Origin of the sequence: Streptomyces clavuligerus, assembly GCF_005519465.1 — a bacterium.
Lineage (GTDB): Bacteria > Actinomycetota > Actinomycetes > Streptomycetales > Streptomycetaceae > Streptomyces > Streptomyces clavuligerus.
In genome coordinates this window covers 1,329,171-1,342,356 of record NZ_CP027859.1, presented here as the reverse complement: position 1 = coordinate 1,342,356, position 13,186 = coordinate 1,329,171, and the positions used below count along the sequence as shown (strand labels likewise).

General features: G+C 73.5%; 14 protein-coding genes. 4 read left to right on the top strand and 10 right to left on the bottom strand.

Going from position 1 to position 13,186, the window contains the following annotated elements:
• Positions 1–2: 2 nt before the first annotated feature.
• The 5 genes from CRV15_RS33985 to CRV15_RS33965 all read right to left on the bottom strand — a co-directional run bounded on the left by CRV15_RS33985 (position 3) and on the right by CRV15_RS33965 (position 3,698).
• Positions 3–890: a helix-turn-helix transcriptional regulator gene (locus CRV15_RS33985; RefSeq protein ID WP_003957069.1), complete on the bottom strand. Its 888-nt coding sequence runs from the start codon at positions 888–890 to the stop codon at positions 3–5.
• A 52-nt stretch (positions 891–942) separates the two neighbouring features.
• A complete protein-coding gene (locus CRV15_RS33980) occupies positions 943–1,425 on the bottom strand; it encodes a MarR family winged helix-turn-helix transcriptional regulator (RefSeq protein ID WP_003957067.1) in 483 nt (160 codons plus the stop codon).
• Positions 1,426–1,866: 441 nt separating this feature from the next.
• On the bottom strand, positions 1,867–2,688 hold the full coding sequence (locus tag CRV15_RS33975) for a tyrosinase family protein (protein ID WP_003957066.1): 822 nt from the start codon (positions 2,686–2,688) through the stop codon (positions 1,867–1,869).
• A gap of 16 nt (positions 2,689–2,704) precedes the next feature.
• Positions 2,705–3,142 (bottom strand): apotyrosinase chaperone MelC1, encoded by a 438-nt coding sequence (melC1, locus tag CRV15_RS33970; RefSeq protein ID WP_009999530.1) that lies wholly within the window; start codon positions 3,140–3,142, stop codon positions 2,705–2,707.
• Positions 3,143–3,473: 331 nt separating this feature from the next.
• Positions 3,474–3,698, bottom strand: a complete 225-nt coding sequence (locus CRV15_RS33965; protein WP_003957064.1) for a hypothetical protein — start codon at positions 3,696–3,698, stop codon at positions 3,474–3,476.
• 502 nt (positions 3,699–4,200) lie between these two features.
• Between CRV15_RS33965 and CRV15_RS33955 the strand changes: the two genes are divergently transcribed.
• The gene (locus tag CRV15_RS33955; protein ID WP_009999529.1) at positions 4,201–4,560 is read left to right on the top strand and encodes a hypothetical protein; all 360 of its coding nucleotides are present in this window, start codon (positions 4,201–4,203) and stop codon (positions 4,558–4,560) included.
• An 18-nt stretch (positions 4,561–4,578) separates the two neighbouring features.
• Here CRV15_RS33955 and CRV15_RS33950 read toward each other — a convergent pair whose 3' ends face one another.
• The 4 genes from CRV15_RS33950 to CRV15_RS33935 all read right to left on the bottom strand — a co-directional run bounded on the left by CRV15_RS33950 (position 4,579) and on the right by CRV15_RS33935 (position 6,990).
• Positions 4,579–5,034, bottom strand: coding sequence for an ankyrin repeat domain-containing protein (locus tag CRV15_RS33950; protein ID WP_003957061.1), 456 nt, complete (start codon positions 5,032–5,034; stop codon positions 4,579–4,581).
• A gap of 26 nt (positions 5,035–5,060) precedes the next feature.
• Positions 5,061–5,498 (bottom strand): hypothetical protein, encoded by a 438-nt coding sequence (locus CRV15_RS33945; protein ID WP_009999527.1) that lies wholly within the window; start codon positions 5,496–5,498, stop codon positions 5,061–5,063.
• Positions 5,499–5,616: 118 nt separating this feature from the next.
• Positions 5,617–6,237, bottom strand: a complete 621-nt coding sequence (locus CRV15_RS33940) for a hypothetical protein (protein WP_003963539.1) — start codon at positions 6,235–6,237, stop codon at positions 5,617–5,619.
• A 63-nt stretch (positions 6,238–6,300) separates the two neighbouring features.
• Positions 6,301–6,990: an eCIS core domain-containing protein gene (locus CRV15_RS33935; protein ID WP_003957058.1), complete on the bottom strand. Its 690-nt coding sequence runs from the start codon at positions 6,988–6,990 to the stop codon at positions 6,301–6,303.
• Between the two features lie 343 nt (positions 6,991–7,333).
• Between CRV15_RS33935 and CRV15_RS33930 the strand changes: the two genes are divergently transcribed.
• The 3 genes from CRV15_RS33930 (at position 7,334) to CRV15_RS33920 (ending at position 10,994) form a co-directional block, all read left to right on the top strand.
• The gene (locus CRV15_RS33930; RefSeq protein WP_003957057.1) at positions 7,334–7,984 is read left to right on the top strand and encodes a response regulator transcription factor; all 651 of its coding nucleotides are present in this window, start codon (positions 7,334–7,336) and stop codon (positions 7,982–7,984) included.
• Positions 7,985–8,127: 143 nt separating this feature from the next.
• Entirely contained in the window at positions 8,128–8,874 is a 747-nt protein-coding gene (locus tag CRV15_RS33925; protein ID WP_003963537.1) for a Pvc16 family protein, read from the top strand.
• The gene (locus CRV15_RS33920; protein ID WP_003963536.1) at positions 8,871–10,994 is read left to right on the top strand and encodes an ATP-binding protein; all 2,124 of its coding nucleotides are present in this window, start codon (positions 8,871–8,873) and stop codon (positions 10,992–10,994) included. The genes CRV15_RS33925 and CRV15_RS33920 overlap by 4 nt, the downstream gene beginning before the upstream one ends.
• An 87-nt stretch (positions 10,995–11,081) precedes the next feature.
• On the opposite strand, the gene CRV15_RS33915 is transcribed toward CRV15_RS33920, so the two are convergent.
• Positions 11,082–12,761 carry a COG1470 family protein gene (locus tag CRV15_RS33915; protein WP_003963535.1) on the bottom strand — a complete coding sequence of 560 codons (1,680 nt, stop codon included), beginning with the start codon at positions 12,759–12,761 and terminating at the stop codon, positions 11,082–11,084.
• Positions 12,762–13,186: the final 425 nt, after the last annotated feature.

Here is a 13,186-nt window from a genome sequence, read left to right as displayed (position 1 = left end):
GGCTATGCCTCCCGCGCCGGTTCACGGGGTTCGCGGGGGTGGGGCACGGGGTCCGTCCGGGTGCGGGTGAGGGAGGCGAGGGCCGTCGCGGTGTCCTCGTCGCTCGGCAGCCAGAGCTGGAGCCAGTGGTTCGCCTCTCCGACGAAGAGGACTTCGAGACGGATGTTCAGATGCCCGGCCCCGGGGTGCCAGACGCGTTTGCTGGCGGGCCGCCGGGAGGCGATCGTGTGGGCGGCCCACCGGGAGGCGAACTCGGGGACCGTGTGCACATCGCTCATCAGCGCCCGGAAGGCGTCGTCGTCGCCCCAGTCCGGTTCGGCGGCCCGCAGCCAGCCGACCACCTCGTCCGCGGTCTCCGCCCATGACTGGTCGTCGAAGGTCCGGCGGGCCTTGGGGTTCAGGAAGTGGTAGCGGACGAGGTCGGGCGGGTCCAGATCCAGGACGCCCAGTGGGCGGGCGGCCGTCTCCCAGGCCGCGTTCCAGGTCACCACGTTGTAGACCGGTCCGAGCAGACAGGCCGGGGTGGGGTCGAGGCGGCCCAGGAGTTCGCGCACACCGGGGCGTGGATCGTCGCCGACCGGACGCGGAACGGGCAGGAGCGTGGCGCTGTGCTGTCGCATGGCCAGCAGCGCGAGGTGCTGTTTCTCGTCCTGGGACAGGCGCAGCGCGTCGGCGAGCGCGGTGAGCACCGCGCCGGAGGGGTTGGTGTCCCGGCCCTGTTCGAGACGTTCCAGATACTCGACGCTCAGTCCGGCGAGCGTGGCGAGTTCCCCGCGGCGCAGGCCCGGTGTGCGCCGTCGGCCGTGGGAGGCCAGTCCGACCTGTTCGGGCTTGAGCCGCTCCCGGTGCGAGCGGAGGAACGCGGCCAGGTTGCTGGTGTGTGTCGTCATACGAGCGCGACTCCCTGATTCCGGCCGCGGACCGCCGCGGCTGCGGGCTGCCTCAACGGCCGCCGGTGGGCTCCCCCGGAGAGTCCCCGACGGCGTCGAACGCCTGGGCGAGGGCGTGCAGGTCGAAGCCCTGGAGATGGTCGAGGAGATAGCGGCGCACCCCGCTCAGGTTGCTTGGCCCCGCCTCGTGCAGCCGGGCCATGCCCCGGTCGGTGAGCACCGCGTGCCAGCCGCGGCGGTCCTCCGCGTCACGCGCCCGCTCCACCAGGTCCTCCGCCTGGAGCCGGGTGACCACATGGGTCATACCGCTCAGCGACAGGAACGAGACCTCGGCCAGCTCGCTCATCCGCATCTTCCGCTCCGGCGCCTCGGAGAGCCGGAACAGCGTCAGGTACTCGGTCAACGAGATCCGCTGCTCGCGCTGCATGGTCGCGTCCATGACCTTGGGCAGGACGTGGACGATGCGGTGGATCGAGCGGACCAGCGCCTCTTCGCCCGCGTTCAGCGGCTGGATCTTCGACTGCTCGGCGGCCATGGCCCCATATTACTTTCTTCGGAAAGTAAACGCTTCCGGTCCGACACCAGGACACACGTTCGACGGCCGTACGGCGATCGAGTCCGGTTTCCGGCACACGCCGCCACGGGCCCGTCAGCACCGTGAACACCCGGGGCGCGTCCCGCTGAACACCTCAGCGGCGGGTCCCGGGCACACACGAGGGCCCCGGTCTCCCTGAGGGGGAGGCCGGGGCCCGGTGAGCGGAGCGCTGGGCAGGCCTTGCACCTGCATCCCCCCACGGGAAGTGGGGTGTCTTTCCTTGGACCACCAACGCCTGTGTCCCGACCGGCTTCCACCGGCGCGAGCAACAAGATCATCGTACACCGCTGGAACGGCAGGTCCGGACCGCGTGGGGAGACACGGCCCGCCCGGGTTCCGGACGCCCCCGTACCGCGGGTGGGGGCGTCCGGCCGGGGTCGGTCAGACGTAGATGTAGAACTGGGTGTGGTCCAGCACGCTCTGCGGAGTCGCGGTCCACGGAGGCATGGGCTCGTTCAGGTCGATCACATCGGGGGTGGCGGCGGCGGGGAGGTACTCGGCGCTGCCCGGGTGGAGGGCGTGCCACTCGGCCCAGAGCTTGTCGACGAACGCGTGGTGCAGCCAGAACACCGGGTCGTTCGGGGAGACGCTGGACTCCATCTGCCCCCAGACCCAGGTGTGCACCCGGTTGTGCATGCTCATATACCCCGAGGAGCCTTCGAGTTCGGAGCGGAAGCCCGCCGATCCGTCCCGGAAGGGGGCGGAGTCGTAGGTCGGCATGGCGAGGGCGGCGTCGACCTGGGCGCGGGTGGGCAGGGTGGGGACCCGGTAGCCGAGGTTACGGGCGAGGAAGGGCCGGCTGTCGGCCTGGACGGTGATCGTCCACTTGCCGCCGGAGTAGGCGAAGGGCCCGTCCATGACCTGGTCGTCCAGGGGGCGTCCGGTGCCGCCGAGGAAGTCCGGGGCCCAGAGGGAGGACGCGGCGGTGTTGTCGGCGGTCCAGTCCCAGTACGGGATCGACACCGACGCGTCGATCTTCTTCAGTTCCCGCTCGAAGTCGATGAGGTACTTGCGGTGCCAGGGGAGGAACGAGGGGCCGAAGTGGCCCACGTATATCCCGGTGTTCATGTCGACGTTGAAGCGGAGGCGGTGGGCGGCGACGAACTCGTCGTAGACGCCCCTGCGCTTCAGCTCCAGGACGGCGTTGACGAACGCCTTCTTCTCGGCGGCCGTGAGGTTCGCCTGGTTCTTGCGTACGGTCATGGCGGTGGCTCCCGGCTCAGACGGTGGGGTCGAAGGGGACGACGGCGGCGCCCTTGAGGGAGACGACCGCGGTGCGCGCGGCGTCGAGCGGGGTCGCGAACCTCTCGTAGTGGTTGATCGCGCTGCTCCAGCCCATCTTTCCGTGGCGCATGACATGGAGTTCGCGGCCGTCGATGAGGACGCGGTAGGCGGGGCCGTGCCCGGCGTGGCCGTGGGCGCCGCGGGCGTGGGCGCCGCGGGCGTGGGCGGCCCCGCCCTCGGCGGGCAGGCCCTGGATGCGGCGGCCCTGGAAGACCTCGTCGAAGGAGTCGGGTCCGGTGGTACCGGCGGGCGCGGCGGTGGCCTTCGCCGGGGGCGGGCTGTCGGCGGTCGCGGTGGCGAGACCGGCGAGCGCCGAGCCCGCGGCGGCGCCGGTGACGACTCCGATGACCTGGCGGCGGGTGAGTCTGGACATGGCGGAATGAACTCCCAAAGACATGGCTGAGGCGGCCCCCCGAAGTGTTTGCGAGCCGCCGCGACATGACTACACGGGGGGTGGCAGACGCAGTAGGGGGGTTCCTTTGGTTGGCTGCCATACGGACATGTCTTCGCAGGCCAGAAGGTTGTGCGGCAGAAGGCGGCAGCACGGAGGGTGACGGTTTGCGGATCATCGCGGCACAGATTCCGCCGCGGATGTGCCACCGATGTGAAGATCTTTTAGGACACGCCGGGCCGTCGGGCACCGGGAGCCACGATATGAACATGGCTGGAAATAGTCGCTACGCCTTATCCGCTGATATCCGTCTTTACCGGAAGACGCGGCGCCGCGCCGCCCCGTACGGCGAACGGGCCGACACCCGGTGGGCGGTGATCACCGCGTCGGCGGTGGCCGGGGTGCCCCGGACCCCGCCGGCCGTTCCGTCGCCGCCGGCGTCGCTGTGGCCGCGACCGACGACGAGGAGGTCGAGGCCGGTGCGCGGGGTGGTGACGGAGTACCGGGTGGGCTCCGCGCCGGTGCGGACGACGGGCATCCGCGGGTGGCCCTGTTGAGGATGACCGCCCGAGGTGGCGCAGCCGGGGTCGGCGCAGCGGGTTTCGGTACGGCGGGTTTCGGTACAGCCGGTGTCGGTACAGCGGGTGTCGTCCGCGCGGCCACCGTGCCGCGGGTGGCGCGGAGCTCCCCCGAACCGGGCGGGGCGTGGCGGGCGTGGCGGGGCGCGGCGCGGCGGCCGTCCCCTCCCGGCGCCCCGAGGGCCGCCCGTCCTCGATGCGATACCGCCCGTCCCATCTGCTGGACAAGGCATGGGGCTTTCGGGCGTCGGCGTGTCACCGTGGGGGAAGACTCCGTCCACAGCGCCCGGCGTCCACTCCGCGGAGGTGAGCGTGGAACCCCCGAGCAGCCCGTCAGCGACCAAGCCGCGCCCCCCTGACTGGCCCCCGAACACCCCGAAACCGCCGAAGAACCCACCGCCGCCGCCCGATCCGCCGCCGAACCCCCCGGTCGTCGCGGCGGAGCCCCGGCGGCGTCCCCTCATGGCCAACCGCCCCGGCGCCGCCTGGGCGTTCGAGTCCGCGCCCTGGGTCGCGTCCCGGGCCGCCCGCGCGGTGACGGAGCAGATCACCGCCTGGCGGCTCCCGGCGCCCGAGGGCACCGGTGACGTGGTCAAGTTCCTCGTACGGACGGCGGTGGCCGACGGCGGGCGGCGGATCAGCGTCCATGTCTCCGAGCAGAACCGGCTGGTGCTCGTCCTCGCGCTCAGCCACCGGCCGCATCCCGCGCCGCTGGACCCCGCCGTCCTCACCCGGCTGCACCGGCTCGGCCCCCGGGGCTGCGGCAGCCGCGCCACGGCCGACGGCCGGGAGACCTGGGCCATCATCGACACCGCCGCCTGACCGGGCCAGGCCCGGGTCCTATGCGCCGGGGCGGCGGGCCAGGGCCTCCAGGAGCAGCCGTTCGACCACGGGGTGGGGCCCGCCCGGGGTGTCCCGGACCCACTCCAGCGGGGTCCGCCCGCTCCCCCGGTCCTCCCGGAGCCCGGGGTCCGCCCCGTGCTCCAGGAGAACGCGCACCGCGTCCTCGTGCCCCCAGCACGCGGCGGCGCACAGCGGCGTCCCGTCCCAGCCTCCTCCGTGCCCCTCTCCCCCGGGGCCGCTCTCCGCGTCCGGCGGTGCACCGGCCGCCAACAGCAGCCGGGCGACGGGTGCTTCGCCCTGGACGGCGGCGATGTACAGGGCGGTGGCGCCGTCCCGGTCGGGCACCGCCGGGTCGGCCCCGGCCCGCAGCAGCGCGCGGGTGCGGTGGAGGTCCCCGGTCAGGGCCGCGTCGATCAGTCCGCGGGTGAGTCTCTTCTGTCTGCGCCGTTTCACCGGCGGGACTCTACCGAGCCGGCCGGCTACGGACGATAGCGGCCACCGGTGATCACGGCGTCGATCTGTCCCCTGCCGTCCAGCCCGGCAAGATTGATCTCCACTTCGTCGGCACCGCCCGGGATGTCGGCCGACGCGGTGTAGTTGAAGCCCGTGGACGTGCCGGTGCCCCGGCCGCATGCCGTCCGGGTCTGGTGGTCCGTCTCCCTGCCGCCCGCGTGCACCGCGATGACGACCTGGACACAGCCGGTGGTGTTCGACTTGACCGTGCCGGTGATCCCCACGGACCGGTTGTAGAAGTAGAGGTAGCCCTCTGTGTATCCGGTGTGGCCCTGGTACGTTCCCGAAAGGGAGAACGTCTTCGTCGAGTTGGGCACCGCCATCGCCTCGCCGGCGGACAGACCGGTGAAGAGCACCGTGGCCGCGAGTGCCGCGACGGACGCCTTGAGCCTTGCCTTGATCATCAAAACCCCCTGCATGATCGACAACATGACCGGCCCGACCCTAGGGCCAAAAATCATCCCCGGCAAGGGTTCCCGAGGGCAGGGATCCGCCCCGAACAGACCGTTCAGCAGGGACCGTTCAGGGCTGGAGGGCTAGGAGGACCGCCTGGACCACGGTGGAGAGGAGGGCCACGGCGGAGGCGAGGACCGCGCGCCGGGTGGACTTCTCCCACGTGGCCGCGCGCGGGCGGCGGCGCACGTCCACATCGAGCAACTCGGCGTGGATGGTCAGGCTCGGCCGCCCGTCCACCAGGGCCCGGACGGTCATCTCCAGTCCCCGGGGCAGCAGCGTCGGCTGGAGGAGGAGCGCCGACCCGTCGGCGGTGACGGTCGGCCGGGCGTGGGTGGCGCCCTCCCAGTGGGTGTCGAGGATCTCGACGACCGGGGCGTTCAGCTCGAACCTGATCGGCCGGGCACCGTCGAAGAGACCACTGGCGATGTCCCGGCGTCCCGTGTTGGCGAGGTGCACCTCCGCGATGTGGGGATCGCGGAGGGCGCTGCCGTCACAGGTCACCACGAGCCGGTCGCCGGACCCCGGGGGCAGAAGTCTCGCCGGGGGTGCCAGATCGTGGGTCAGCCGCCGCTTGGCGAACGAGGCCCGCCGCGCCACCACCGCCGCCACGACGCCGACCGCCACCGTCGCCAGCAGTGCCGCGATGGACACCACCACGGAAGGGTCCGACCAACTCTCGGCCAACATGACCACGTTCCGGTTCCCCCCTCACGTTCCCCGCCCTGTTCAGGGAGGTGAACGGGGATCTTCTCATGGCTGTGCGGCCCCTTGGCCGTCCCGTTCGGGAACGGGCCCGCGCATCACCCGGGCCGCGTTCGCCTCCGCCTCGCGCTCGAAGCGGTCCGAGGGGTCCGACACCCGTAGCCCGGACCCGTTCTCCGTTCCGGCGACGGGGCCCTGCCGCTGCTGGATCACATGGGTCAGCTCATGGGCGAGGGTGTGTTTGTCGGTACCGCCGCCGCCCAGGACCACATGGCTGCCGGAGGTGTAGGCACGGGCGTTGACCTCGGCCGCGGACGCCTGCGCTGCGGTGTCCCGGTGGACGCGGACATCGGAGAAGTCCGCGCCGAGGCGGGCCTCCATCTCGGTGCGGGTGGTGGTGTCCAGCGGCTGTCCGGGGGTGCGGAGCACATCGTGGACGGCGGAACGCTGTACGGGCTCCGCCGTCGAGCGCTGTACGGGCGGTGCCGCCGGGCCGGTCCGCCGGTGGTCGCAGCCGGGGCCGTGCCGGTGCTGTTCCTGGTCCGGGGCCCGGTCGCCCTGGGCGTGGCCGCCGTCCCCGCCGCCCTGCGCCCAGGGGTGGCCCGCCCGGCGGAGCATCTGGACGACGGCGGCGTTCCCCGCGGTTCCCTGCCAGGCGAGAAGCCCTCGCTGCGCCTTCCGCTCGGGCCTTTCGGCCGCCGTGGGACCACTGGTCCTGGCGTTCTCGTGGCTGTACACGCGGGACCTCTTCCGACACGGGATTCCGGCACGTCCTGTGCTCCGAACCGCCCTGTGCGTCCGGCACGTCCTGTGTAACGGACGGGCGCTTCCCGCCGCGAGGTACCGGAGGGCAGAGCACCCCGACCGGAAGGGCAGCGCACGGCCGCGCCGAGTGCCCGGTACGCGGGGTACTCCCGGGGCCTTCGGGAGACAGGGGACGGGGCGGAAGCGACGGACGCGGCGATGGGATTCGGCCAGTGTTAAGGCGTGTTGACTGGCTGTTGATTCGCCCAGGTGAAGCTCTGACGCCGGTCGGGTGGCGGCCGGATGAACAACCTGCCGAGCGAGAGAGGACGGATACGTGGGCCAGTTGCCTTCGGAGCGGATACGGGTGGGTGTCCAGGCGGCCGATCCGATCGGGCGGGCCGGGGTCAGAAGCCTGCTGCGCCACCAGGGCTCCGTCGAGGTGGTCGAGGAGAGCGGGGCCGAGGGCTGCGCGGGGGTGGTCGTGATGGTGGTCGACCGGCTCGACGAGGTGGTCGCCGCCGAGCTGCGGCGGATCTCGCGCGGTCTGGAGCGACCGGTCGTCCTGGTCGCCCGCGAGCTGCGTGAGGACGATCTGCTGACCGTCGTCGAATGCGGGGTACGGGCGATCCTGTGGCGTCATGAGGCCACCGAGGCCCGGCTGTTGAAGGCCGTGCACCGCGCGGCCCGGGGCGAGAGCGATCTCCCCATCGATCTGCTCAACCAACTGCTGACACAGGTGGGACGGCTGAGGCGGTGCGGCAGTGAGGAGAGCGGCACGGGTTCGGTACCGCTGCTCGGGATGGCCCCGCGGGAGGTCGACGTCCTGCGGCTGATCGCCGACGGGCTCGACACCCGGCAGATCTCGCAGAAGCTCGCCTACTCCGAGCGGACCATCAAGAACATCCTGCACGGGGTGATGACCCGGCTCCAGCTCTCCAACCGGGCGCACGCCGTGGCCTTCGCCCTGCGCGAGGGCTATATCTGACCGGCCCTCCGCCATCCCCGCCGCCTCTCCCGCCGCTCCCGCCGCTCCCGTCTTTGCTGTCTTTGCCGCCTCCGTGCCCGCGCCACCGCGCCCGACGGCCGCCCCGGCGGTCCCCTCACCGAGTGAAGGACGTATTCCTGACGATGATCCACGAGATGGACGAGGCGCTGCGGCGCCTGTTGCGGGGCGGGGCCCTGCCCGAGGGGACCGGGGAGGTCGCCTTCGACGCGCCGACCCGGGACTGGGCCGCGCGCCGGAACGCCCCGACGGTCAACGCCTATCTGTACGACATCCGCGAGGACGTGGCCCGGCGCGAACGGGGAGCCCGCGCCGAGCGGGACGAGCGGGGCGTGGTGGTGCGCCAGCGGCAGCCGATGCGGTGGTACCGGCTGTCGTACCTGGTGACGGCGTGGACCACCCGGCCGGAGGACGAGCACCGGCTGCTGTCGGGGGTCCTCGCCACGCTGCTGCCGCACGAGACCCTGCCCGCGGGATCGGTCCCGGCGGCGCTGTCGGAGTACCGGATTCCGATCCCGTTGACGGTGGCCGTGCCGCCTGCCGAGTCGCGCTCCCTTGCGGATATCTGGTCGGCGCTGGGCGGGGAGCTGAAGCCCTCGCTCGACGTGGTGATCACCACTCCGTTCCCGGTCACGCCCGTCTGGGAGGTCGGCCCGCCGGTGACGGAGATCGAGGTCACGGTGCGGGACCGGCAGGGCCCCGACGCCGCCCGGGGCCGTCCGCGCGTGATCCGGGCCGAGGCACGGACCCGGCCGGGGAATGGAACGGAACGCGCGGGGGCGGCGGCAACCGCCGGAACAGCCGAGGAGACAGGGGCCGCGGAGCCGGGCCCGGGGGCGAAGCGGAAGCCGGAGCGGGGGACGGAGTCATGACCGGGCCGGACAGGGACACCGTCGCAGCCGCCCCGCGGGGGCCGTCGGCGGCCGGCGGACCGGCCACCGGCGCCGCCGGTGAGCTGCTGACCGTACTGGAAGAGCTGCGCCGGGCGGTGGCCGAGCGGGTCGCGGCCCGTTCGGCGGCGGACCCGACGGCGCACGACCCCCTGCGCGGGATGTACATGACGCACGAGAGCGCGGTCGAACTGGCCGCCGTCCCCGTCGGCTCGGGTGCCGGGCCGGTGCCCGGGCTCCCCCCGCTCGGGGCGCGGCTCGGATCGCTGGTGGACCGGTTCGGCCTGTCCGGCTTCGACGGATGGATTCTGCTCGCCGGGCTCGCCCCGGACGTGGACGGCCGGTTCGAGGCTCTGTACGGGTATCTCAACGACGATGTGGGCCGCCGCCGGGCCACCGTCTCGCTCGCCCTGGAGCTGCTGGGCACGGGCCCCTGGGAGCCGGTGGCACGGGCCCGGTTCCACCCGGACGCGCCCCTGATCGCCGGGGGGCTGCTGACCCTGGAGGACGAGGAACGCCCCCTTCCGGGGCGGGCCGTACGGGTACCGGAGCGGGTGATCGCCCATCTGCTCGGGGACGAGCGGCTGGACGCGCTGCTGTCGGACGCCGGAGTCGAGTGGCTGCCCGCCACGGCCGGGAGCAGCCCGTCCGGTACCGATGGGCAGAACGCGAAACAGGACACAGGACAGGACACGGGACAGGACACGGAACGGGACACGGGGCACGAGACCGCGGCCAGGATCGCCGCGTACAGGCGTCCGGTCCGCGTCCATCTGCGGGACAAGGGCGACGGCGACGGAGCCGACGCGGTGACGGGGGCGCTGCGCGCGGCGGGCCGGTCCGTGCTGCGGTTCCGGCCCCGCGGCGACGACAAGGACGCGGGGGTGGCCCGGGCGCTGGTGCGCGAAGCACGGCTGCGGGGCGCGGGGACGGCCCTGGTCGTCGAGCCGCTGCCGAAGGAGCCCGGCCCCCTGGTACGGACGTTGACCGAGCAGCAGGACGTGACGGTCGTGCTGGCCGGGCCGGTGGCGTACGACCCGGGCTGGGCGCCCCGTTCCGTCGTCATTCCGGTGGAGGACGTGTCGGCGGGGGCCGACCCGTTGAGCGTCTGGCGTGCGGAGCTGCCCGACTACGCGGGGGACCTGGCGACGGCGGTCGGCGCCTACCGGGCGGGCGGGGAGCGGGTGCGGCGCGCGGCGCGGGCGGCGGTGACGCTGGCCGATTTCGAGGGGGTGCCGGTGGGTCCCGGGCATGTCCGGCGCAGTGCCCGGCTGCTGTCGGCCCCGCTGCTGGGCCGGTTCGCGCGGTGCGTCCGGCCCGCCGTCGGCTTCACCGATCTCGTGCTGCCCGGGGAGCCCCTGGGGATGCTGGGCGAGCTGGTGGGGCGGGCCCGCCACCGCGACCGGGTGCTCGGCGAGTGGCGGCTGCGGACCGGCGGGGGCCGGGGGCGGGGTGTGGTGGCCCTGTTCGCCGGGGACTCGGGCACCGGCAAGACCCTCGCCGCCGAGGTGGTGGCCGGGGAACTCGGCCTGGATCTCTATGTGATCGACCTGTCCTCGGTGGTCGACAAGTATGTGGGCGAGACCGAGAAGAACCTGGAGCGGATCTTCGCCGAGATCGACCGGACGGATGTGGTGCTGCTCTTCGACGAGGCCGACGCGGTGTTCGGCAAACGGTCCGAGGTGCGGAGTTCGCACGACCGGTACGCCAATCTGGAGAGCGCGTTCCTGCTCCAGCGGCTGGAGTCCTTCGACGGGATCGCGATCCTCACCACCAATCTGCGGGCGAACATCGACGAGGCGTTCACCCGGCGGCTCGACATGGTGGTCGACTTCCCCTTCCCGGACCCCGAGGCGCGGCTGCGGCTGTGGCGGTCCTCGCTGGCGGGGGCGCCCCGGGAGCCGGGGCTCGACGACGGCCTCGCGGCGTTCGCCAAGGAGTTCGAGCTGGCGGGCGGGTCCATCCGGGCGGGCGCGGCCACCGCCGCGTATCTGGCGGCTGCCCGGGGCGGGGCGGTGACCTCGGACGATGTACGGGCCGGGGCGCGGCGGGAGTATCTGAAGTCGGGGCGGCTGGTGCCGGGGACGGGGTGGGGCCCGTAGCGGTACCGGTGCCGGTGCCGGGGGACGTGTCGGCCCCGGGCGCGGGTGACCGCGACCGGGGCCGGTGGCACGGGGCCGGTGGGCCGGTCAGCGGCCCGGGACGCCGGGGCGGTGGACCGAGCCCCCGAGGAGGGCGAAGAGGGTGTCCCAGTTCACCTGGCCGGTGGCCTTCAGGCCGACCCGCTGCTGATAGACGCGGACCATGTGTTCCACGCTCTTGTTGAACGGGGTGACCGCTCTCCCCTTGCCGGAGAAGTAGGCGATGCCCAGCCGGGCGTAGGCGCGGTCGCGGTGGAGGTCGCCGTCGGAGATCTCGGCCTGGGTGGCCCACCACAGGGCGGCGTTGAGCTTCGTCACCTCGATGTTCTCCGACCCGAGGGTGACGTCGGACGGCTTGATGGACTGGGTCCACATCGACGCGAGCGTGGCCCGGCCCAGGGTTCCGTAGGGGTCCGTGCGGGTGAGCTGCCGGGTGAGCTTGGGATGCTCCATCACCGCCCGCTGATAGCAGCGCAGGGAGCGGTCGGTGCGGTCGTCGATCACCCCGGGGGTGAAGTTCTTCGCGAGGTTGCAGGGGTTCCTGCTGCCGAGCGTGGACAGCCGGTGCTGCGCGAAGAGCACGATGTCGTCCGACTGGTAGCCCTTCCGCCACGGCGGCCCGACGGGCGCGGGCCTGGGCGGTGTGGGTCTGGGCTTCGCGGGTTGGGGCTTCGTGGTTCTCGGGGCGGGCCGCCGATCCGGTGTGGAGGGGCCCTTGTCCCCTCCGGCGGCGGGACGGCGGTCCGGTCCCGCGGGGGCGCCGCCCCGGTCCGGCGACCCGGCGCCGGGGTCTCCTCCCCCGGCGGGGGCCCCGCGGTCGGGGCCGGAGCCGGGACCGGGGCCTGGGTCGGAACCGCCGTCCGAGCCGGAGGGCCGTTCCTTGAGCGGCTCCCCCGGTGGGGCGTCCGGCGCGGGCGGAAGAGCGTTCTTCTCCCCCTGGGGGAGGGGCTGACGGCCGGCGGCCCGGGTCTCGCCCGCGGAGCTGCCGAAGGTGGGGGTGAAGGCCAGCCAGATGGCGACGAAGGCCACACAGGCGGCGACCAGCAGCCCGCCGACGACGACCAGCCACGGGGGCAGGACGGGGCGCTGGTCGAAGACCCCGTTCAGATCCTGGCCGTGCTCGTCGCCGGAGCGGCGGACCGAGAGGGTCAGCCGGTGTTCCTGCGCGGTGCCGGTCCAGCGGATCTCCTGGGGCCGGACCACGAGGTCGGCGAAGGCGGCGCGGCCGGGCCCGATCTGGACCGCGCCCGGCTGGAGGTCGAAGGTGAGGCCGTTGCTCTCGTCGCGGACCGTGAGCGAGGCCGTCAGCGGGGTGTTGCCGAGGTTGTCGACGGCGATCCGGGCCCGGCCCCGGAACCGGCCGATCAGGTTCGGCGGCAGCAGTTCGGCCTTGATCTGCGCGAACGGGGTGACGGTGACCTGTCCTTCGACCACCGTCCGCAGTTCGGGCTGGTCACGTGGTTCGACACGGATGCCGTACGGGGCGGGCCCCGCGGGTGCGTCGGAGGTACGGGGCGGGGCGAACGAGATCTCGGCCGTGCCCTCCGTCCCCGGGTACAGCCGGAGCACGTCGGGCTCCGCGCGGGCCCATCCGGCGGGGGCGCCGACGAGGGAGATCCGGTACTCCTCGACCGTGTCTCCGGTGTTGCGCAGCCGCAGCCGCGCGGTGGCGTGCCCGCCCGGTTCGACGGTGCGGGCAGGGGGGTCCAGAGACGTCCAGAGGGTCATGCGGGAACGGTAGGAAGCGGGCGCGCCCGGCCCCAGCCCGGAAGGGCCGCGCCGGGGGCAGCGCCGACTGCCTCCGGGGCCGGTTGCCCTTGCCCGTCCGGTCGGCCCCTCTGCCCGACCGCGCGTTTCCCCCTGCCCGGCTGCCCTTTCGGCCCGCCCCGGCTGCCCTCGGGGCCGGGGCCGCGTCCCCGGGGGCACTCCCGGGCGACGGCGGCGGGCGTCGTCCCGGACCGGACCGGACCGGACCGTGCCGGGGCGGGACGGAGTGGAGCGGGTCGGCGCCGGAGCGTTCGGCCGCTTCGGCCGCCGGCACCGGCTTCGCGCACCGGCTACGACCGCTCGGGGACGGTTTTCGGCCGGATGGCACGGTAGCAGCCGGGATGTCGTCGCCGGGTGCCGTCCGCGCGGCGGGCAGGCGCGGCGGG

What these genes read in the sequence shown, in the direction of transcription:
- CRV15_RS33920 (WP_003963536.1), top strand. Translation starts at nt 8,871, where the DNA reads ATGACCGGGCCGGACAGGGACACCGTCGCAGCCGCCCCGCGGGGGCCG.
- CRV15_RS33925 (WP_003963537.1), top strand. Translation starts at nt 8,128, where the DNA reads ATGATCCACGAGATGGACGAGGCGCTGCGGCGCCTGTTGCGGGGCGGG.
- CRV15_RS33915 (WP_003963535.1), bottom strand. Translation starts at nt 12,761, where the DNA reads ATGACCCTCTGGACGTCTCTGGACCCCCCTGCCCGCACCGTCGAACCG.
- CRV15_RS33945 (WP_009999527.1), bottom strand. Translation starts at nt 5,498, where the DNA reads ATGATCAAGGCAAGGCTCAAGGCGTCCGTCGCGGCACTCGCGGCCACG.
- CRV15_RS33955 (WP_009999529.1), top strand. Translation starts at nt 4,201, where the DNA reads ATGGCCAACCGCCCCGGCGCCGCCTGGGCGTTCGAGTCCGCGCCCTGG.
- CRV15_RS33940 (WP_003963539.1), bottom strand. Translation starts at nt 6,237, where the DNA reads ATGTTGGCCGAGAGTTGGTCGGACCCTTCCGTGGTGGTGTCCATCGCG.
- CRV15_RS33965 (WP_003957064.1), bottom strand. Translation starts at nt 3,698, where the DNA reads ATGCCCGTCGTCCGCACCGGCGCGGAGCCCACCCGGTACTCCGTCACC.
- CRV15_RS33985 (WP_003957069.1), bottom strand. Translation starts at nt 890, where the DNA reads ATGACGACACACACCAGCAACCTGGCCGCGTTCCTCCGCTCGCACCGG.
- CRV15_RS33980 (WP_003957067.1), bottom strand. Translation starts at nt 1,425, where the DNA reads ATGGCCGCCGAGCAGTCGAAGATCCAGCCGCTGAACGCGGGCGAAGAG.
- melC1 (WP_009999530.1), bottom strand. Translation starts at nt 3,142, where the DNA reads ATGTCCAGACTCACCCGCCGCCAGGTCATCGGAGTCGTCACCGGCGCC.
- CRV15_RS33975 (WP_003957066.1), bottom strand. Translation starts at nt 2,688, where the DNA reads ATGACCGTACGCAAGAACCAGGCGAACCTCACGGCCGCCGAGAAGAAG.